The sequence below is a fragment of the Salmonella sp. 2018103 genome, assembly GCF_026247685.1.
Lineage (GTDB): Bacteria > Pseudomonadota > Gammaproteobacteria > Enterobacterales > Enterobacteriaceae > Salmonella > Salmonella enterica.
This window is the reverse complement of the sequence record NZ_CP111029.1, coordinates 3,833,247-3,852,454: the sequence shown is the minus strand read 5'-3', so window position 1 is coordinate 3,852,454 and position 19,208 is coordinate 3,833,247. Positions and strand designations below refer to the sequence as shown.

Genomic DNA, 19,208 nt, shown 5'->3' with positions numbered 1-19,208 from the left:
ATAACATGACCCAGCATTCCCCTTATTCATCGGCTATCGCCGAACAACGTAATCAGGAGTGGCTTCGTTTTGTGGAGTTACTCCGTCAGGCATATGCAGAGGATCTGCATCTGCCTTTATTACAACTGATGCTTACGCCGGACGAGCGTGAAGCGCTGGGAACGCGTGTGCGCATTATTGAGGAGTTGCTGCGTGGCGAAATGAGCCAGCGCGAGTTGAAAACCGAGCTGGGGGCGGGCATCGCCACCATCACGCGCGGGTCAAACAGCCTGAAATCCGCGCCGGTTGAACTGCGTCATTGGCTTGAGAATGTACTGCTGAAAAACGCCTGATTTGCTCGTAGGCCGGATAAGGCGAAGCGGCCATCCGGCAACATCGCCGCGAAATGCCTGATGGCGCTGTGCTTATCAGGCCTACAACATAGCGCAAATAATTATCGATACACCGCGTTATGAAACGGGCTTAACGCCAGGATCACCGCCTGGTAGTAAACGCTGGAGCGCGTTAATTTTCCGGCGGTAAATACGCCAATGGCGCCCTCTTTGCGACCAATCTCGTCAATACCTGTGTACTGCGACATCACCGGGCCAAGCGCTTCCCCCTGGCGGACTCTGTCGAGAATGACGGCGGGCAACGGCAGCGTGGCCGATCGCGCTTCACCGCGCTGAACGCCGTTATCAATCACCACCCAACTGAAGGTGGCGTCATCGTCAATTCCGGCTTCAATGGCTACCCAGAAATCAGCTTCTGGATGCAGGCGTCGCGCATTATCCACGCGATTTCGTGCGCCAGCACGCGTTTCCTCGCTTCCGAAGGGCTGCTCCGGTACGCCGCTCTCGACGGCGACGGGCGTAATATGGCACGATCCTTCGCCGAAAATCTCTTCAAATGCCTGTAGAATTGCCTGAATTTTGGCAGGATTGGTGGTCGCAGAGATAACCTGGTGCATAATTAAGCTCAGTTTTAAAAATTTATCGCAGTATAACGGAAAAAAAACATGTTACAGGTATACCTTGTTCGCCACGGTGAAACGCAGTGGAACGCCGAGCGACGTATTCAGGGCCAATCGGACAGTCCCCTGACGGCAAAAGGCGAGCAGCAGGCCATGCAGGTAGGAGAACGCGCCCGCAGCCTCGGCATCACCCATATCATCAGCAGCGATTTAGGCCGCACAAAACGCACGGCGGAGATTATCGCCCAGGCGTGCGGGTGTGATATCGCCTTTGACTCCCGCCTGCGCGAGCTGGATATGGGCGTGCTGGAAAAGCGCCAGATCGATTCGCTGACGGAAGAAGAAGAGGGCTGGCGTCGTCAGTTAGTCAACGGCACGCAGGATGGCCGCATTCCCGGCGGGGAATCGATGCAGGAGTTGAGCGATCGCGTTCATGCCGCGCTGGCGTCCTGTCTGGAGCTACCGCAGGGCAGCCGACCTTTATTGGTCAGTCACGGTATCGCGTTGGGCTGTCTGGTCAGTACTATACTGGGACTACCCGCCTGGGCGGAACGCCGGTTACGTTTGCGCAACTGCTCTATTTCTCGCATCGATTACCAGGAAAGTCAGTGGCTGGCGTCTGGGTGGGTGGTAGAAACCGCAGGGGACGTTTCGCATCTGGACGCCCCTGCATTGGATGAGCTACAGCGTTAACGGCGAATCGGGATCAGAAATTCGCAGCGCAGGTTGATAGGGCGATCGCCGGTTTTGGTATCTTCTGACGGGTAGTATCGCTCTATATCCTGCCCTTTACGACGGGTCAGATTCAGCATTGGCATACAGGTGCCGTAAACGGTCAGGATAAAATCCTGCACGCCGGTTCCTAACCCTTCATAGGTGAACATGACGTATTCACCGCCCTGCAACAGCACAGGATGCGCCGACTGAACATAGCCATCGGCCTGCTCTTGCGGCAGTGCGGTGGTATAGAATACTTCCTGCTCATCGTCTTTCTCCATGCTGGGGCGCGTTTCATTAAGCCCATAAAGCACTGGCGGAATAGTTGGCGAATGACCGAGGAAATCATGCCAGAATTGCACGCGCATTTCGTGGCGGAAGTCGGAAATCTGTTCCAGCGAGCAGGAATAGCTCTGCGTGACGCCAAGGAGCGGCGTATCTTCCAGCGTAACGAACTGATGTTCCGGCACGGTAAACTCGCCCAGCCGTAATGGCGGACGAATGCCAAAGGCGCTCCATTCCGAGGAGCGACGATACAGCGCTGGCGTCTGGGAAAACTGTTTCTTAAAGGCGCGCGTAAAGGTTTGCTGAGAATCGAAGCGGTACTGAAGAGCAATATCCAGAATTGGACGCGCGGTCAAACGCAGCGCCACTGCTGATTTCGATAAACGACGGGCGCGGATGTAAGCGCCAATGGCGTGGCCCGTCACGTCCTTAAACATTCTCTGCAGGTGCCACTTGGAATAGCCTGCTTTTGCCGCCACATTGTCAAGTGACAGCGGCTGATCCAGATGACCTTCCAGCCAGATTAACAGGTCGCGAATTATGCCAGCCTGATCCATAAAATATCCCCATCCTTTCAACAACGAGCACCCGATATCAGGTAAGAGGATAATAGCATTTTTTGTTCTTTTAGCATTCAGTGTTTTTTTTGAGCTTAAATGCTTTTTTTAGGCAACGTGACAGGTAATTATTCTAATCCTGTGATCTATAACCATTTTATTTTAGAATGTCTAATAATTACGCAATGTAACTTTTATGAATGGTAACAATATGAAATACAAGAGCTTAGTACTTTTCTCAATTTTGTTGCTGCTGGGGCAGAGCGCCCGCGCGGAACAAATTGGTTCAGTCGATACGGTATTTAAAATGTTCGGTCCTGACCATAAAATCGTGGTGGAAGCTTTTGACGATCCTGATGTCAAAAACGTGACGTGCTATGTTAGCCGGGCGAAAACGGGCGGCATAAAGGGCGGATTGGGGCTGGCGGAAGATACGTCTGACGCCGCTATCTCTTGTCAGCAGGTCGGGCCTATTGAACTGAGCGACAGAATTAAGAACGGCAAGGCGCAGGGAGAGGTGGTTTTCAAAAAACGCACCTCATTGATATTTAAGTCATTGCAGGTCGTGCGTTTCTATGATGAGAAACGCAACACGCTGGCGTATCTGGCCTACTCCGACAAAGTAGTCGACGGGTCGCCGAAGAACGCCATCAGCGCGGTGCCGGTCATGCCGTGGCGACAATAACAGGGAAAGCGTATGCAGCAACCGCAGGTCTGGTTAGTCGAGGATGAACAGGGAATCGCCGATACGCTCATCTACACCCTGCAACTGGAAGGGTTTACCGTTGAGCTATTCGCTCGCGGGCTGCCCGCGCTGGAAAAAGCGCGTCAGCAACGGCCGGATGCGGTGATTCTCGATGTGGGACTACCGGATATCAGCGGCTTTGAGCTGTGTCGGCAGTTGCTGGAACGCCATCCTGCGCTGCCGATTCTTTTCCTGACTGCCCGTAGCGATGAAGTGGATCGATTGCTTGGTCTGGAGATCGGCGCAGATGATTATGTCGCCAAGCCGTTCTCGCCGCGCGAAGTGAGCGCCCGCGTGCGCACGCTGCTGCGCCGGGTGAAAAAGTTTGCTGCGCCGTCGCCGGTGGTGCGTACCGGACATTTTGAACTCAATGAACCGGCGGCGCAGATCGCCTGGTTTGGTACGCCGCTCTCGCTGACGCGTTATGAGTTTCTGCTCCTTAAAACCCTGCTGCTGTCGCCGGAGCGCGTGTACTCGCGCCAGCAATTGATGGATATTGTTTGGTCTGATGCCCAGGAGACCTTCGATCGGACGGTCGATACACACATCAAAACCCTGCGCGCTAAGCTACGCGCGATCAACCCGGATCTCTCGCCAATTAACACGCATCGTGGGATGGGATACAGCCTGAGGAGCGTCTGATGCGCATCGGAATGCGTTTGCTACTGGGCTACTTTCTTATTGTCGCCGTCGCCGCCGTGTTTGTGCTGTCTATCTTCGTTCAGGAGATAAAGCCGGGCGTCCGCCGCGCGACGGAAGGGACGCTGATTGACACCGCGACGCTGCTGGCGGCGCTGGCCCGCGACGATCTCCTTTCCGGCAACCCGACTGACGGCCAGTTGGCGAAAGCATTCGCCCAACTGCAACATCGCCCGTTTCGCGCCAATATCAGCGGGATCGTCAAAGTGCGCAATGAATACCATGTCTACATGACGGATGCGCAGGGGAAGGTGTTGTTTGATTCGGAAAACAAAGCGGTGGGGCAGGATTATTCTCGCTGGAATGACGTCTGGCTTACGCTGCGCGGACAGTATGGCGCCCGCAGCACGGCAAAAGATGCTGCCGATCCCAATAGCACCGTGATGTACGTAGCCGCGCCGATAATCAGCGATGGACGGATTATCGGCGTCCTGTCTGTCGGTAAACCGAATGCGGCAATGGCGCCGGTGATTAAGCGCAGCGAACGGCGCATTCTGTGGGCCAGCGCCGTTTTACTGGGAATTGCGCTGGCGATTGGCGCGGGGATGGTCTGGTGGATTAACCGCTCCATCGCCCGGTTGACGCGCTATGCGGATTCTGTCACCGAAAACCGCCCGCTTGCGTTACCTGCATTAGGCAGCAGCGAGCTGCGTAAACTGGCGCAGGCGCTGGAGAGTATGCGCATTAAGCTGGAAGGCAAGAATGAGATTGAGCAGTACGTGTATGCGTTGACTCATGAGCTGAAAAGTCCGCTGGCGGCGATACGCGGCGCGGCGGAGATTCTGCGTGAAGGACCGCCCGCGGATGTGGTTACCCGCTTTACAGAGAATATACTGGCGCAAAATACGCGAATGCAGGCGCTGGTAGAGACCCTGCTGCGCCAGGCGCGGCTGGAAAACCGGCAGGATATCCCTCTCGCGCCGGTTGCTGTTGATGAGCTATTTACGCAGCTTAGCGAGGCACGCAGTATTCAGTTGGCGGCAAAAAAGATCACCCTTACTCTACGGCCTTCCTCGCTGGTTGTCGTCGCCGACGCGGAGCTTCTGGCGCAGGCGCTGGGCAATGTGTTGGACAATGCCATCGACTTTACGCCTGAAAATGGCGTTATCACATTAAGCGCTCAGCCGATGGGGGAGAAAGCGATCCTGCAGGTGACGGATTCCGGCTGTGGTATTCCTGATTTTGCGCTGCCGCGCATTTTCGACCGATTCTATTCGTTGCCCCGTGATAACGGGCGTAAAAGCAGCGGGCTTGGGCTGGCGTTTGTCAGCGAGGCGGCGCGGCTCCTCAACGGTGAGGTGACGTTGTGCAATCGTCCCGAAGGCGGCGTGCTGGCCTCGTTGACACTTCACCGTCACTTCACATAACTTCAAATTCTCCCCACATCGCGTTCTTACACTGCTGGCATTGCAAAGGAGAACGCTATGTTGAAATCCCCCCTGTTGTGGAAAATGATTACGTTAGGCGGCGCCATGATCCTGCTGTTAATTCCCCTGATGATGGTACGGCACACCATCGTGGAGCGTGCTGATTATCGAAGCCATGTAGAAGCCGCTATTCGTCAGAGTACCAGCGGCCCGCAAAAGGTCGTCGGCCCGCTGGTGGCGGTTCCGGTGACAGAGCTCTATACCGTGCTGGAAGAGGAGAAAGAGGTCCAGTATAAGCGCAGCTATCTCTATTTTTGGCTGCCGGAGTCGCTATTGGTTGAAGGCAATCAAAACGTTGAAGCGCGAAAAATAGGTATTTATCAGGGGCAGGTGTGGCATACCGATATGGCGATAAAGGCGGAGTTTGATGTGGCCCGTCTGCATGAGCTGAACAGACCGAACATTACCCTTGGAAAGCCCTTTATCGTCGTGGGCGTCGGCGATGCGCGCGGTATCAGCGCAGTAAAAGCGCCGCAGGTCAATGGTGAAACGCTCACTGTAGAACCGGGGACCGGCTTACCGGAAAGTAGAGAGGGCATTCATATCCCGCTGCCGGACAGTCAGTGGGCGACGCGCAACCTGACGTTGGATATGTCGCTAAATTTAAGCGGAACCGGCAGCTTTTCACTGGTTCCCGTCGGGCGTAGCAGTGAAATGACCCTGACCAGCAACTGGCCGCACCCAAATTTTGTGGGGGATTTTCTTCCCGGTAAACGCGAAATCAGCGGTTCAGGATTTCAGGCCCAGTGGCAAACCAGCCGGTTTGCCACGAATCTCGGCGAACGGTTTGCTGATGCGCAAAAGGTAGATTGGGATAACTTACCGGCGTTTAGCGTCGCTGTATCGACGCCAGCCGATCAGTATCAACTGACGGACAGAGCGACGAAATATGCCATTTTGTTGATTACGCTAACGTTTATGGCTTTCTTTGTCTTCGAAACCCTGACGGGACAGCGGTTACACCCGATGCAGTATCTGCTGGTGGGGTTATCGCTGGTGATGTTCTACCTGCTGTTGCTGGCACTGTCGGAACATATCGGTTTCACGCCAGCCTGGATCGCCGCAAGCCTGGTGGGCGCATTGATGAATAGCGTTTATCTGCAGGCGGTGCTGAAAGGATGGCGCAATAGCGTGCTGTTTACGTTAGCGTTATTGGCGCTGGATGGCGTGATGTGGGGATTGCTGCGTTCGGAAGATAGCTCGTTGCTTCTGGGTACCGGCGTTCTGCTACTGGCGCTTGGCGGCGTGATGTTCCTGACGCGCCATCTGGACTGGTATTCGCTCTCTTGTCAGCAACGTAAGTCATTACCGCCAGTAAAAGATGACGAATTACGTTTGTGGAAATAAATCTAACGGGCGCGCGCGTTAACGTTTTCCCGCGCAGCGCCAGAAACTGTGATGCCGTTAGTTATAGGTCAGGTTTAATGTTGCCGTGGCATTCGCTTGCCCGGCCGTTACCGTGGCGGCGGTTTTATAGTAGCGCGCGCTAATTTTCAGGGTGGTCGACATATTCATGGTTCCGCCGCTAACCGTCTGGCTGCCATCGGCATTGGTGGTAATAGCGTGAGTAAAGAGATCAATTTTTTGATTGATTGGCAAACTGTCGGTAAAGAAACCAGCGTCCGGCGCCTGAATACCCAACTGTACGCCAACGCCGGTTGCGCTGGTTGGCGCGCTTGCATTGCTCAACTGGATGACTGAATTATCAGGGTTATTTCCGCTGGCAGGTTGGGCGCTTAACGATGCGGAAATAGCGGTGCCTTGTTCGCAGGTCAATAAGATATCCTGCTCGCCTGTGCCCGCGGTTTGACTATTAGTGAAACTGCCTAAATTGACGCTGCCTAAATCCACGGTGATGGCAGGTGTTTCTACCCGACATCCCATTGCTTTCATAATCAATTGCGTATTCCCCAAATACAGATGGGTCAGGATATCGCCGCCGGAGTCTTCCGTTGCGCTATCGCGAAAAGATACGCGCGCCAGTGGACTTTGGAATGTCGCGGTACCGGAGGTGATCGGACCGCCTAAGGCGACCAGTTCAACATTGTAGGCGGGAGCCATCGCATGGTGTGTTTTATTGCCATCGCCATTATGGTAGGTATTATCGATTGGCATGACATTATCGTAAGGGCCAGCATTCGTTTGGGGTTTAATCGCAATGCCCACGCCGGAAATACCGGTGCTAAATACCGGCGTGTTGTTCCCGTCATTCGCATTGATTGTCGCTGATGCATTTGACTGCGCGCTACCGGGTTCATATAAAAAACCGACCTTATAATCGCGACTACAGCCATCCATTGTGACTTCGGAGGTGGAAAACCAGCCCGATTGCCACAACACCTCGCCTGCGGTATAGGCGTGGCTATCCACCACAAGCTGCGACGGCGGGGGGATAGTGATCGCGCCTTCATTTCCGGAACGTTTACAGGAGGCGTAACCATGACCGGAATACGCGAACAGCAGAATAAGCGCCAGATATAACCTTCTCATGAAAAATTCCTGCTTTTATACCAGGTGAAATAGAAAGATGTTATTGCCATGCGATAGTGATCGTCACAACGGACGTGAAATCCCCTGCCGTGACTTTTCCATACGGGGTATACATCCTTGCGGCGACAGGCAAATTGGCTTCATGGGTATTACTGTTGATATCCACCGTGTAAGTGACGTTGTTGGCCAGATTGACCAGACTTTTACCGTCCAGGTTAAAAAGCTGTAATCCTAAATCCTGCGCCGGATTGGCCGCGCTGTTTGCATAAATCGCAGAAGCATAATTTGGATCGGGATAAGGTACGCCGTTAAATGAAATCGCGGCTTTTGTGGTCGTTGCCGGGCAATTCGTCATTTTTATGGTGAAAGGAATGGTGGCGGTATTGCCACCGGCCACGGCGATATCCGCCCGGGCATATTGTCCAAGAGAGAGCGTGTCGGGGACCGTCACGGTACACGGATCGGCATAAATTAATCCCGTAACGTTAATGTCTACGGCATCTGCGGTATTGTATGCCGCGCTGATCGAGGGCGACCATAATGCCAGACCCGTGAACGTTAACAGGGCGGCTAATGCAGCAAATCTGTTCATATTCATCTTTTATCCCACCAGAATCACTGGCATTGCTCGTGTAAGATTTCTACGCCAGAAGCGGAGGGGGAGCTCGGTATACGGTAAGAGACCTGACACCGGTCTGCTGCTGTTGGTCCCCACTTCACTAATAACCGCCCTTGTTTTTCCAGTCCGGTTAACCAGGCCTGCCCCGCATCACCAACAAAACTGCTGTGATTGTCTGGTTTTGTTAAAGACGAGACGGTCGCGCCAAAAGGAACAGGCAGATTGTTTATGCGGGTTAATACCATCAATGCCTTGTAACCAATATTGGTTTTATATTCAGCCCTGACCACCGCGCCACGGGTAGGCACCAGCGTTTTACTGGTATCAATGAGCTCAATATTTTTTCTAATGCCCGTCGTATCTAAAGACACTTCATTACGATGGTAAGGCGAAGCATAAGGTACGACGGCATAGCCCCGAAAATCGGTGTCCACGCCCGTTTCGTTATTCACGGGGACACCCGCTGCGCCAGGGGCTTTAACCAATATGATGGTGTCGTCCATTGGCTGGGATAGTGTCAGGCCATTTCGATGTAACAGTACGCCGCCCTGAACGCCATAATTCAGGCGACGCATATGATTATCGTAGCTATATCCGCCGTTAATATCCGCATACGTCCCGTTATAGGTTGCGCTCACATTACCGCTGGTGGCTTTCTCTTGAGAGGAATAACCTTCCTGAACGCTCCATGAGAGATTTTTCTGTGCCAGCGCTGTTCCGTTTAAACCGACAGTATGCGTGGTATCGCCGTCTTTCGCGGAGTTCATATTGTAGGTGGCATACGTTGACGGCATAAAGGCATCTAACGGAATACTAATATTGATTGAAATTTGCTGGTCATTACTGTCTTCCGTATCGTCGTCTTCATCCTGAGAATTATCGGCGTTCAGCGTATAAGAATAGTTAATGCCATAGCTTACGTTATGCCATGTGTTGTTATAGCCAATACCTAATGATGTGGTATGAGTGTCATTCCAGTAATCTTCATTATATAAAGTGAGTGAAATGGAACCGTAGATAATGTCTTGCGATAACGACAGGTCGGTGCGATTACGTACATGATCATAGTGACTATTATCGCTATAGGTATCCAGCACATCCTCAAGAGCGTAGTAATCTTTGGTCGAATAACGGTAGCCAGCGACAGTGAAATTGGTGCCTGTTGACTGAATATCTTTGCTGTAACGAATACGCCAGGATTGTCCGGTAAGCGTATCGCTAACCACATCGCCTGCTTTAATTTTTGACCATGAATTGGTGACGTCTAAAGACAATGCGCCCAGATCGCCAAGGTTTAAACCTGTCCCGATGAGCGCCGCATGATAAACATCATTGCTCAGCGTACTCTCTATTCCGCCATAGGCGGTTATGCCGCCTGCTAATCCGTATAAGGCCGTCAGTTCTGCGAAATTCTGTTGCGCGGAATGCGTATCTGATGAACGCGTGCGGCCTACCGTCAGGTCGTATTTCAGGTGGCCTTCACGCTGTAATACCGGAACGCTGGCGTAGGGCACAATGAAATGCTGTTCAGAACCATCGGATTCTTTGATGGTGACGTACAGGTCGCCCGAACCGCCGGTTGGATAAAGATCATTGATGGCGAATGGACCCGCCGGAACGTTAGTTTTGTAGATGGTATAACCGTTTTGTTCAACGGTTACCTGCGCGCTGCTTTTGGCCACCCCGCGAATGACCGGGGCGAACCCTTTCATACTGTCCGGCAACATATCGTCATCAGAAGAGATCTGTACGCCCTTAAATGAAATACTGTCAAAGACGTCCGCTGGCGTGTTATTTTTCCCAGCGATCAGCTGTCCTTTTAAAAATTCGATATCGCGAGAAACATAGGTGTAGGCAGAATCCCAGCTATTTTGCCCATCGCTATCATGATTCCAGGTTGAGTAGTTACGAAAACGCCATGCACCAATGTTAATACCAGGGCGCAGGTTAGCGTATTCGCTATTTTCCGTCCGGTTTTCATCAATATCGTGATCCTGCGATCCGGTAAAACTGTAGTTCAGCAAAAAAGCATTAATGCCTTCATCCCATTCGCTGGTAGGGACGAATTCTCGCGGGTCGGCGATCAACGCGATTTGAGGGATCGCTAAATCCAGCCGGTTACCGATGACATTAAACTTTGCTACAGTGCCAGCCAGCAGACTAAGATCGGTACACCCGTTTGGGTCATTTTTAAGCTCTGGGAAGTTTTCTGTTTTTACGCCCCACTGCTTGAGTTGTTCAACGCTAAGACACGGCTGTAGGGAGAGCTTATTATCTGCTGATTTTTTATTTTTAAAGGCAATATTTTTTGTTTCAACACTGGTGTTATTAATATAAATATCAACGTTATAGGTGCCTTCTGCCTGCCCCCCCTTTTCGAAAACCGATAGATCGACATTCTCCACGCCCGGTTCATCATTTTCCAACGATAATGGATTAAAATGATCATGCGCTAACGCTGGCTTTATGGAACAGCATATAAAGAGAAACGATAACGCTAATTGAGAACGGGGCTCTACTCTGGAGAATTGCACAGTAAAAGTCCTGAAAGGGTAAAAGTAAAATGAAGTCGTTAATGGCTAGAATGAACCGGAATGCGGCTCTAAACTCATCCCATAATCGCTGATTAATCGCCACGTTACCGTGCCATGAGGGGCGGCAGTAGAACCCAATTTAAATGACGCTGATGATTTTGGCGGAACGAAGGTCGCTGATTTCACTTCATGGCTGTTAAGCGTCACACTGGCAAAGTTCATATAATAGGGAGTGGGGTTATTTACGGTAATAACATCACCTGCCGTCTGCCATTTTAATTGTTGGCTCTGGCTATCAGGCGTTGATTTTGTTAATGCTGGCGGCCGATATATAAGCTTTATTTGGGTATTAATGGAGATTTCCACGCGGTTCGCGGAGGCATTATCATCAATAGAAGGAATACCCTTAATATTGAGCCAGTACATAGACTCCCGATCTGCAGGTAGGGGGGCGCCAGAGCGAATAACCCGAATACTGTTCTTTTGCCCGGCATCAAGGCGAAAAAGAGGCGGGGTGATAATAAACGCCTGCTTATTTGTGACCTGGGGATCGGCAACCGATAACCATGACTGAACAAGATTCGCTTTGCTGTCTTTATTCTCTACATTGATTGACGACTCATCATTATTGCCGTCGAAAACCAGTCGGGTTCCGCCAACAACAATGCTGGCATGGGCAACATGGCTTGTCAGTAATACGACCAACACGGATTTCTTTATGTGTTTCATTTTTTACTCTGTAAAGATGTTTTACGCTATGGACTGGCATCCTGCCTGTCCATATCAGGATGAGAATGCCTTACTGATACGAAACGGTATACGTAACCTGAGTGCTAACATCCCCACCGGTTACGGTTGTGGAACCATCGTTTGCCATGGCGGCGTAATAGGTAAAGTCTGCTTTCGAGCCGTCGGTTGGCAGGTTTACTGCGGCATCATCCGTGTTATCTGTCACATCGCTATGTGAAGCGTTCTGAATAGAAATACCGACACCCGCAGCGCCCGTTTCCGATCCTTCGTCCGCGTTTTTGAAGTACGTTGGGTTGGAATCATCTGTTGCGCCGTGGAAGCGGAACATGGCCTGGGTTGGTACGCCAGTCCCTGCTTCCGGGCAGCTAACCAGGCTTACGGTAAACGGCACGTAATCGGTTGTGGCGCCTTTTTCCGCGATGCGTTCTTTGCTGTAATTACCTAAATCAATGGTGGTATCCGTGGAGCCATTAACCTGAACCGTACACGCCTGATCGTAAATTTTGCCATTGAACGTAATCGTGTTCTGGGCAAATACCGGTGTGGATGCTACGGCAGTTAACATTGCCAGGATGATAATTTTCTTATTAAACATATTAATTGTTGCCTGATTCTATTCGCTGAAAAATAAAGATAGCTATATAAAATAAAATATTATATTTTACTCTGTATGCGCTTCTTTCTGTTCTGTAGATAAGCAGGCGGCTATTCTACGTATATCAACTATGAACTCAATAAAAATTCTGATGCAATATTGAACGGCAGTCCAGTTTCGGACCCGGTAACAAAGTTTAATAAAATACCACTAAAGAAGTACGGTTGATGACTGGATTTATAGAGCAAGATCTCTTTTTTGATAATAGTTATTATTTCCTGGAGGGTTTATTTAACTCTACATGGCTTTATTTTTAAGAATATACGACGCTTGTCCGTTTAAAATGAAACCGGCAGGTTTCGAAGCTCTAACAGTCTTCCATGCAGTATTTTTATATAGTCCCCCGCTTTTAGTTCTGAAAGTACCTGCATGATACGGCTGCGTGAAAGCCCGGTTCTCTGCTGTATGAAGTTCTGGGCGTTGATCTCAAATCGTGAGCTTTCAGGATACGACCACAGTTCAAGTAACAGCGCTTTTATCTGGCTATAGGCGTCCTGCCCGATAAGGTTTCTGTCACGGTTAGTCATGAAAGCAATGCGGTACATCAGGATGTTCGAAATGTCACGCCAGAGATGCTTTTCATCGGCTATTTCCACAAAATCTTTTACTGGGACAGGATAATATTCACAGGTGGTTTCGGCGATAAAAAAGACGTCTGAATTCTCTTCTAACTGGTATAAGTCAGCATAGGCATCTACAAGGCCTAAAATCATTGGTGAGACACCACAGCCCATTACAATGCTGTCGATACGCCGACATACTTTAATAGCGCCTTTAGTGATTAACAGGATGTGGGATTGATTATCAATCTTGATATCCAGTGTTTTACCGGCCGTAATAGTGACAGGGGAGATGTTTTGAATAACGTGCCGATGAATATTTAAAATGGCTTGCAGGTTTTTTTCTTTCCCTGTGGGACGATACACATTCCCGCCGTTTAACTGCTTCATATCTTCCCCATTATTATGGCTGATAAAGTGGTTGACTATTAAAAGGTAAAGATAAATTTAATATTCACTTAAAATTATAATTAAGTAAATTAAAATAGCCAACAAGAATATTTAAGTCAATGTATTCACCTTATCAATGCATGAGCGACAACGCTGTTTGTAAGGTTAACCATAGTAAATGTGATGATTTTATTTGCAATCATTTTATGACAGCTATCATAGGTACAGTGCTTAACGAGCGCGTAGAGCGTACAGGATAGCGAAGCGATGAACATCGCTGTTGGAGGATACGAATGAGAGAAAAGTACAAAATGCAGGCGGGCGGCGTTTTACTGAGCGAAATCGCCGCCTGCCGGAACTCCTCCCGGCGGGAGCCATAAGCGGTTAGCGGTACTGGACGATCAGGCTTTGAATCTCCGGATGATCTTTTAACGACACGTGCCGTACCGTGGCGATTCCATTCATCAACGAAATAGCGTTTCCAGACGGTGTGGCGACTGTCTGCAAATGGGGGATATTATTCCGCAAACATGATACCTCGATATTGCGATCGTGAGGCGCAAGATTACAACCATATTCGACAATCTGGCCTTTGAAATGAATAACGCCTGCGGAGACCGGCGCGGTAGCAGCCAGTGCGGCTGATGAAGCTGACATCGCTGCACAAAACAGGTAGCAGCATAATGGTAATTTTTTCATCCTGTGAAACCTCACGTCCTGTGAGCATCCCCTTATTTTTTGGGGACCAACAAATCCCGTGTATTACTCTTTAATGTTAATACACAAACTACCTTAACTTTCGCAAGCTGAGATAAACAGCGCTATATGACAATTTTTATGTAAAAGAGTACGTCATAACGGCAGGTCAGGAGGGAAAGCGGGGCCGCTTAGCGGAAGGGGAGCATAAGAAACAGCCAGTAAGAATAACTTACCGGCTGTTTTTACAGTTTGGCGCCTGGGCCGAATTAATCCTGCAGGTCGCCGCAGAAGCGATAACCTTCGCCGTGAATGGTGGCGATGATTTCCGGCGTATCCGGCGTGGATTCGAAATGCTTACGAATACGACGAATGGTAACGTCAACAGTACGGTCATGCGGCTTCAGCTCGCGCCCGGTCATTTTCTTCAACAGCTCTGCGCGCGACTGAATTTTGCCAGGGTTTTCGCAGAAGTGAAGCATCGCGCGGAACTCGCTGCGCGGTAGTTTATACTGCTCGCCGTCCGGGCCGATCAGTGAACGACTGTTGATATCCAGTTCCCAACCGTTGAACTTGTAGCTTTCAACGCTACGACGCTCTTCGCTGACGGTACCCAGGTTCATGGTACGGGACAGCAGGTTGCGGGCACGGATGGTCAATTCGCGTGGGTTAAACGGTTTGGTGATGTAATCATCCGCGCCGATTTCGAGGCCGAGAATTTTGTCGACTTCGTTATCGCGGCCCGTCAGGAACATCAGCGCAACGTTAGCCTGTTCACGCAGTTCACGCGCTAACAGGAGACCGTTTTTCCCTGGCAGATTGATATCCATGATCACCAGGTTGATGTCATATTCAGAGAGGATCTGATGCATTTCCGCGCCATCTGTCGCTTCGAATACATCATAGCCTTCCGCTTCGAAAATACTTTTCAACGTGTTGCGTGTTACCAACTCGTCTTCAACGATAAGAATGTGCGGGGTCTGCATGTTTGCTACCTAAATTGCCAACTAAATCGAAACAGGAAGTACAAAAGTCCCTGACCTGCCTGATGCATGTCGCAAATTAACATGATCGGCGTAACATGACTAAAGTACGTAATTGCGTTCTTGATGCACTTTCCATCAACGTCAACAACATCATTAGCTTGGTCGTGGGTACTTTCCCTCTGGACCCGACAGTGTCAAAAACGGCTGTCATCCTAACCATTTTAACAGCAACATAACAGGCTAAGACGTACCGGACACCTAATAAAACTACGCTTCGTTGACATATATCAAGTTCAATTGTAGCACGTTAACAGTTTGATGAAATCATCGTAGCTAAATGCTAGCTTTCATCACAAATTTGCAATATTCCAACTAGTTACGTAAGCCAACTAATAAATGCGATGAATCCAAAGAGCAGGATCTATTTTAAATTAAATTATCCTAAATAAACAGCGGGATAACGATGTTCTGTTAACATAAACAGCAATAGTACAGATACGCAATAGTGTAGCGTCTTTTACGAAATCAAAAATGCTTTTTCAGTGATATCCGTTAAAATTTTGTAAATTTGCGAAGCGTAATATGCTTACAAACGCCAGCTAATTTCCTGTAAATTAGTCAAAAAGAGTAATGAAATGCGTGTAACAATCGTTCTTGTCGCTCCCGCCAGAGCGGAAAATATCGGCGCAGCCGCCCGGGCTATGAAGACCATGGGATTTACTGACCTGCGTATTGTCGACAGCCAGGCGCACCTGGAGCCCGCTACCCGTTGGGTCGCACATGGATCTGGAGATATTATTGATAATATTGAGGTTTTCCATACCCTTGCCGACGCGCTCCACGATGTGGATTTTACCGTCGCGACGACAGCCCGCAGCCGGGCAAAATTTCATTACTACGCTTCGCCCGCTGAACTGGTTCCCTTATTACAGGAAAAATCACGATGGATGCGTCATGCCGCGCTGGTTTTTGGCCGTGAGGATTCCGGTTTGACCAATGACGAGCTGGCGCTGGCGGATGTATTGACCGGCGTGCCGATGGCGGCGGATTACCCTTCGCTCAATCTGGGTCAGGCAGTCATGGTGTATTGCTATCAATTAGCAGGTTTAATGCAACAGACCACAGAATCCGTTGATATTGCTGATGAATTGCAGTTACAGGCGTTACGCGCGCGCTTTTTACGCCTGCTAACGACTCTGGAGGCAGCCGATGACCACAAATTAACCGACTGGCTACAACAGCGAATCGGTCTGCTGGGACAGCGAGATACGGTAATGTTGCACCGTTTGGTCCATGATATTGAAAAAAAACTAACAAAATAACGTGCTGTGATTTTTAAAATAATAAGAGATTACGTCTGGTTGCAAGAGATCATGACAGGGGGAATTGGTTGAAAGTAAATATATCGCCAGCAGCACATGAACAAGTTTCGGAATGTGATCAATTTAAAAATTTATTGACTTAGGCGGGCAGATACTTTAACCAATATAGGAATACAAGACAGACAAATAAAAATGACAGAGTACACAACATCCATGAACCGCATCAGCACCACCACCATTACCACCATCACCATTACCACAGGTAACGGTGCGGGCTGACGCGTACAGGAAACACAGAAAAAAGCCCGCACCTGAACAGTGCGGGCTTTTTTTTCGACCAGAGATCACGAGGTAACAACCATGCGAGTGTTGAAGTTCGGCGGTACATCAGTGGCAAATGCAGAACGTTTTCTGCGTGTTGCCGATATTCTGGAAAGCAATGCCAGGCAAGGGCAGGTAGCGACCGTACTTTCCGCCCCCGCGAAAATTACCAACCATCTGGTGGCGATGATTGAAAAAACTATCGGCGGCCAGGATGCTTTGCCGAATATCAGCGATGCCGAACGTATTTTTTCTGACCTGCTCGCAGGACTTGCCAGCGCGCAGCCGGGATTCCCGCTTGCACGGTTGAAAATGGTTGTCGAACAAGAATTCGCTCAGATCAAACATGTTCTGCATGGTATCAGCCTGCTGGGTCAGTGCCCGGATAGCATCAACGCCGCGCTGATTTGCCGTGGCGAAAAAATGTCGATCGCGATTATGGCGGGACTCCTGGAGGCGCGTGGGCATCGCGTCACGGTGATCGATCCGGTAGAAAAACTGTTGGCGGTGGGCCATTACCTTGAATCTACCGTCGATATCGCGGAATCGACTCGCCGTATCGCCGCCAGCCAGATCCCAGCCGATCACATGATCCTGATGGCGGGCTTTACCGCCGGTAATGAAAAGGGTGAACTGGTGGTGCTGGGCCGTAATGGTTCCGACTATTCCGCCGCCGTGCTGGCCGCCTGTTTACGCGCTGACTGCTGTGAAATCTGGACTGACGTCGATGGCGTGTATACCTGTGACCCACGTCAGGTGCCGGACGCCAGGCTGCTGAAATCGATGTCCTACCAGGAAGCGATGGAACTCTCTTACTTCGGCGCCAAAGTCCTTCACCCTCGCACCATAACGCCTATCGCCCAGTTCCAGATCCCCTGTCTGATTAAAAATACCGGCAATCCGCAGGCGCCAGGAACGCTGATCGGCGCGTCCAGCGACGATGATAATCTGCCGGTTAAAGGGATCTCTAACCTTAACAACATGGCGATGTTTAGCGTCTCCGGCCCGGGAATGAAAGGGATGATTGGGATGGCGGCGCGTGTTTTCGCCGCCATGTCTCGCGCCGGGATCTCGGTGGTGCTCATTACCCAGTCCTCCTCTGAGTACAGCATCAGCTTCTGTGTGCCGCAGAGTGACTGCGCGCGTGCCCGACGTGCGATGCAGGATGAGTTCTATCTGGAGCTGAAAGAGGGGCTGCTGGAGCCGCTGGCGGTTACTGAGCGGTTGGCGATTATCTCTGTTGTCGGCGACGGTATGCGCACGCTACGCGGCATTTCAGCAAAATTCTTCGCCGCGCTGGCGCGGGCTAATATCAATATCGTGGCGATCGCTCAGGGATCTTCTGAGCGTTCCATTTCTGTGGTGGTGAATAACGACGATGCCACCACCGGCGTGCGGGTAACGCACCAGATGCTGTTCAATACCGATCAGGTGATTGAAGTGTTTGTCATTGGCGTCGGCGGCGTCGGCGGCGCGCTACTGGAACAGCTTAAACGTCAGCAAACCTGGCTGAAGAACAAGCACATCGATCTACGCGTGTGCGGCGTGGCAAACTCAAAGGCGTTGCTAACCAATGTGCATGGCCTGAATCTTGACAACTGGCAGGCGGAACTGGCGCAAGCGAACGCGCCGTTCAATCTGGGACGCTTAATTCGCCTGGTGAAAGAATATCATCTACTCAATCCGGTGATTGTTGATTGTACCTCCAGTCAGGCGGTGGCCGACCAGTATGCCGACTTCCTGCGTGAAGGATTCCATGTGGTGACGCCAAACAAGAAAGCGAACACCTCGTCGATGGACTACTACCATCAGCTACGTTTCGCCGCCGCGCAATCACGGCGCAAATTCTTGTATGACACCAACGTCGGTGCCGGTTTGCCGGTGATCGAAAACCTGCAAAACCTGCTGAATGCGGGTGATGAACTGCAAAAATTTTCCGGCATTCTTTCCGGGTCGCTCTCTTTTATTTTCGGTAAACTGGAAGAGGGGATGAGTCTCTCACAGGCGACCGCGCTGGCGCGCGAGATGGGCTATACCGAACCCGATCCGCGCGACGATCTTTCCGGTATGGATGTGGCGCGGAAACTGTTGATCCTCGCCCGCGAGACGGGCCGCGAGCTGGAGCTTTCCGATATTGTGATTGAACCGGTGTTGCCGGACGGGTTTGACGCCTCCGGCGATGTGACCACCTTTATGGCGCATCTGCCGCAGCTTGACGACGCGTTTGCCGCCCGTGTGGCGAAAGCTCGTGATGAAGGTAAGGTATTGCGCTATGTGGGCAATATCGAAGAGGATGGCGTGTGCCGCGTGAAGATTGCCGAAGTTGATGGTAACGATCCGCTCTTCAAAGTGAAAAACGGTGAAAACGCGCTGGCGTTCTACAGCCACTATTATCAGCCCTTGCCGTTGGTGCTGCGCGGCTACGGCGCAGGCAATGATGTGACGGCGGCGGGCGTGTTTGCCGATCTGTTACGGACCCTCTCATGGAAGTTAGGAGTTTAAC

Annotated in this window: 20 protein-coding genes and 1 other annotated feature; of the genes, 10 read left to right on the top strand and 10 right to left on the bottom strand. The window is 50.7% G+C overall.

Translation table 11 applies throughout. The annotated features are described in order from the left end of the window. Nucleotides 1-5: 5 nt before the first annotated feature. Nucleotides 6-332, top strand: coding sequence for a trp operon repressor (gene trpR / locus OLG56_RS18615; protein WP_000192003.1), 327 nt, complete (start codon nucleotides 6-8; stop codon nucleotides 330-332). Between the two features lie 101 nt (nucleotides 333-433). On the opposite strand, the gene yjjX is transcribed toward trpR, so the two are convergent. Next, nucleotides 434-949 carry an inosine/xanthosine triphosphatase gene (gene yjjX, locus OLG56_RS18610; protein WP_000554307.1) on the bottom strand — a complete coding sequence of 172 codons (516 nt, stop codon included), beginning with the start codon at nucleotides 947-949 and terminating at the stop codon, nucleotides 434-436. Nucleotides 950-997: 48 nt separating this feature from the next. Between yjjX and gpmB the strand changes: the two genes are divergently transcribed. Next, entirely contained in the window at nucleotides 998-1,645 is a 648-nt protein-coding gene (gene gpmB / locus OLG56_RS18605) for a 2,3-diphosphoglycerate-dependent phosphoglycerate mutase GpmB (protein WP_000942358.1), read from the top strand. Here the strand turns inward: gpmB and robA are convergent. Further along, nucleotides 1,642-2,511: an MDR efflux pump AcrAB transcriptional activator RobA gene (gene robA / locus OLG56_RS18600; RefSeq protein ID WP_000371685.1), complete on the bottom strand. Its 870-nt coding sequence runs from the start codon at nucleotides 2,509-2,511 to the stop codon at nucleotides 1,642-1,644. The two genes, gpmB and robA, sit on opposite strands and share 4 nt — an antisense overlap. Nucleotides 2,512-2,722: 211 nt before the next feature. Here robA and creA point away from each other — a divergent pair, with 211 nt between their 5' ends. The 4 genes from creA to creD are packed head-to-tail and all read left to right on the top strand — an operon-like array spanning nucleotide 2,723 to nucleotide 6,729. After that, nucleotides 2,723-3,196 (top strand): protein CreA, encoded by a 474-nt coding sequence (gene creA, locus OLG56_RS18595; protein WP_000875813.1) that lies wholly within the window; start codon nucleotides 2,723-2,725, stop codon nucleotides 3,194-3,196. Nucleotides 3,197-3,208: 12 nt separating this feature from the next. Then, nucleotides 3,209-3,898: a two-component system response regulator CreB gene (gene creB / locus OLG56_RS18590; RefSeq protein ID WP_001187046.1), complete on the top strand. Its 690-nt coding sequence runs from the start codon at nucleotides 3,209-3,211 to the stop codon at nucleotides 3,896-3,898. After that, the gene (creC, locus tag OLG56_RS18585) at nucleotides 3,898-5,322 is read left to right on the top strand and encodes a two-component system sensor histidine kinase CreC (protein ID WP_023195066.1); all 1,425 of its coding nucleotides are present in this window, start codon (nucleotides 3,898-3,900) and stop codon (nucleotides 5,320-5,322) included. Before creB ends, creC begins: the two co-directional genes overlap by 1 nt. 57 nt (nucleotides 5,323-5,379) lie before the next feature. Further along, nucleotides 5,380-6,729: a cell envelope integrity protein CreD gene (gene creD, locus OLG56_RS18580; protein WP_061377132.1), complete on the top strand. Its 1,350-nt coding sequence runs from the start codon at nucleotides 5,380-5,382 to the stop codon at nucleotides 6,727-6,729. A gap of 57 nt (nucleotides 6,730-6,786) precedes the next feature. Here creD and sthE read toward each other — a convergent pair whose 3' ends face one another. From sthE to arcA, 8 genes are all read right to left on the bottom strand, one after another. Next, nucleotides 6,787-7,872 carry a fimbrial major subunit SthE gene (sthE, locus tag OLG56_RS18575; protein ID WP_207011556.1) on the bottom strand — a complete coding sequence of 362 codons (1,086 nt, stop codon included), beginning with the start codon at nucleotides 7,870-7,872 and terminating at the stop codon, nucleotides 6,787-6,789. A 40-nt stretch (nucleotides 7,873-7,912) separates the two neighbouring features. Then, the gene (locus OLG56_RS18570) at nucleotides 7,913-8,470 is read right to left on the bottom strand and encodes a fimbrial protein (protein WP_001056984.1); all 558 of its coding nucleotides are present in this window, start codon (nucleotides 8,468-8,470) and stop codon (nucleotides 7,913-7,915) included. A gap of 17 nt (nucleotides 8,471-8,487) precedes the next feature. Beyond that, nucleotides 8,488-11,025: a fimbrial outer membrane usher protein gene (locus OLG56_RS18565; RefSeq protein WP_079900350.1), complete on the bottom strand. Its 2,538-nt coding sequence runs from the start codon at nucleotides 11,023-11,025 to the stop codon at nucleotides 8,488-8,490. 45 nt (nucleotides 11,026-11,070) lie between these two features. Then, complete coding sequence (gene sthA / locus OLG56_RS18560; protein WP_000680522.1) at nucleotides 11,071-11,754, bottom strand: fimbrial biogenesis chaperone SthA; 684 nt, start codon at nucleotides 11,752-11,754, stop codon at nucleotides 11,071-11,073. A 70-nt stretch (nucleotides 11,755-11,824) separates the two neighbouring features. Further along, nucleotides 11,825-12,370, bottom strand: coding sequence for a fimbrial protein (locus OLG56_RS18555; RefSeq protein WP_000482237.1), 546 nt, complete (start codon nucleotides 12,368-12,370; stop codon nucleotides 11,825-11,827). A 338-nt stretch (nucleotides 12,371-12,708) separates the two neighbouring features. Further along, nucleotides 12,709-13,380: a winged helix-turn-helix transcriptional regulator gene (locus OLG56_RS18550; protein ID WP_000811635.1), complete on the bottom strand. Its 672-nt coding sequence runs from the start codon at nucleotides 13,378-13,380 to the stop codon at nucleotides 12,709-12,711. A gap of 384 nt (nucleotides 13,381-13,764) precedes the next feature. Next, nucleotides 13,765-14,079 carry a YmdA family protein gene (locus tag OLG56_RS18545; RefSeq protein ID WP_001601431.1) on the bottom strand — a complete coding sequence of 105 codons (315 nt, stop codon included), beginning with the start codon at nucleotides 14,077-14,079 and terminating at the stop codon, nucleotides 13,765-13,767. Between the two features lie 266 nt (nucleotides 14,080-14,345). Further along, nucleotides 14,346-15,062 carry a two-component system response regulator ArcA gene (gene arcA, locus OLG56_RS18540; RefSeq protein ID WP_001194359.1) on the bottom strand — a complete coding sequence of 239 codons (717 nt, stop codon included), beginning with the start codon at nucleotides 15,060-15,062 and terminating at the stop codon, nucleotides 14,346-14,348. Nucleotides 15,063-15,157: 95 nt separating this feature from the next. Between arcA and yjjY the strand changes: the two genes are divergently transcribed. The 4 genes from yjjY (at nucleotide 15,158) to thrA (ending at nucleotide 19,207) form a co-directional block, all read left to right on the top strand. Further along, the gene (gene yjjY / locus OLG56_RS18535; RefSeq protein WP_001541509.1) at nucleotides 15,158-15,298 is read left to right on the top strand and encodes a YjjY family protein; all 141 of its coding nucleotides are present in this window, start codon (nucleotides 15,158-15,160) and stop codon (nucleotides 15,296-15,298) included. Between the two features lie 399 nt (nucleotides 15,299-15,697). Further along, entirely contained in the window at nucleotides 15,698-16,384 is a 687-nt protein-coding gene (locus OLG56_RS18530; RefSeq protein ID WP_001527446.1) for a tRNA/rRNA methyltransferase, read from the top strand. 213 nt (nucleotides 16,385-16,597) lie between these two features. Beyond that, nucleotides 16,598-16,663: a thr operon leader peptide gene (thrL, locus tag OLG56_RS18525; RefSeq protein ID WP_001575544.1), complete on the top strand. Its 66-nt coding sequence runs from the start codon at nucleotides 16,598-16,600 to the stop codon at nucleotides 16,661-16,663. After that, nucleotides 16,599-16,719: a sequence feature (Thr leader region), on the top strand. It overlaps the preceding gene by 65 nt. Nucleotides 16,720-16,744: 25 nt before the next feature. Then, the gene (thrA, locus tag OLG56_RS18520) at nucleotides 16,745-19,207 is read left to right on the top strand and encodes a bifunctional aspartate kinase/homoserine dehydrogenase I (protein WP_001264680.1); all 2,463 of its coding nucleotides are present in this window, start codon (nucleotides 16,745-16,747) and stop codon (nucleotides 19,205-19,207) included. Nucleotide 19,208 lies beyond the last annotated feature (1 nt).

Coding starts and splice junctions, on each gene's coding strand:
- gpmB (WP_000942358.1), top strand. CDS start 998: ATGTTACAGGTATACCTTGTTCGCCACGGTGAAACGCAGTGGAACGCC.
- OLG56_RS18550 (WP_000811635.1), bottom strand. CDS start 13,380: ATGAAGCAGTTAAACGGCGGGAATGTGTATCGTCCCACAGGGAAAGAA.
- sthA (WP_000680522.1), bottom strand. CDS start 11,754: ATGAAACACATAAAGAAATCCGTGTTGGTCGTATTACTGACAAGCCAT.
- creD (WP_061377132.1), top strand. CDS start 5,380: ATGTTGAAATCCCCCCTGTTGTGGAAAATGATTACGTTAGGCGGCGCC.
- arcA (WP_001194359.1), bottom strand. CDS start 15,062: ATGCAGACCCCGCACATTCTTATCGTTGAAGACGAGTTGGTAACACGC.
- OLG56_RS18530 (WP_001527446.1), top strand. CDS start 15,698: ATGCGTGTAACAATCGTTCTTGTCGCTCCCGCCAGAGCGGAAAATATC.
- yjjX (WP_000554307.1), bottom strand. CDS start 949: ATGCACCAGGTTATCTCTGCGACCACCAATCCTGCCAAAATTCAGGCA.
- creB (WP_001187046.1), top strand. CDS start 3,209: ATGCAGCAACCGCAGGTCTGGTTAGTCGAGGATGAACAGGGAATCGCC.
- trpR (WP_000192003.1), top strand. CDS start 6: ATGACCCAGCATTCCCCTTATTCATCGGCTATCGCCGAACAACGTAAT.
- thrA (WP_001264680.1), top strand. CDS start 16,745: ATGCGAGTGTTGAAGTTCGGCGGTACATCAGTGGCAAATGCAGAACGT.
- yjjY (WP_001541509.1), top strand. CDS start 15,158: ATGACTAAAGTACGTAATTGCGTTCTTGATGCACTTTCCATCAACGTC.
- robA (WP_000371685.1), bottom strand. CDS start 2,511: ATGGATCAGGCTGGCATAATTCGCGACCTGTTAATCTGGCTGGAAGGT.
- sthE (WP_207011556.1), bottom strand. CDS start 7,872: ATGAGAAGGTTATATCTGGCGCTTATTCTGCTGTTCGCGTATTCCGGT.
- OLG56_RS18545 (WP_001601431.1), bottom strand. CDS start 14,079: ATGAAAAAATTACCATTATGCTGCTACCTGTTTTGTGCAGCGATGTCA.
- OLG56_RS18555 (WP_000482237.1), bottom strand. CDS start 12,370: ATGTTTAATAAGAAAATTATCATCCTGGCAATGTTAACTGCCGTAGCA.
- OLG56_RS18570 (WP_001056984.1), bottom strand. CDS start 8,470: ATGAATATGAACAGATTTGCTGCATTAGCCGCCCTGTTAACGTTCACG.
- creC (WP_023195066.1), top strand. CDS start 3,898: ATGCGCATCGGAATGCGTTTGCTACTGGGCTACTTTCTTATTGTCGCC.
- creA (WP_000875813.1), top strand. CDS start 2,723: ATGAAATACAAGAGCTTAGTACTTTTCTCAATTTTGTTGCTGCTGGGG.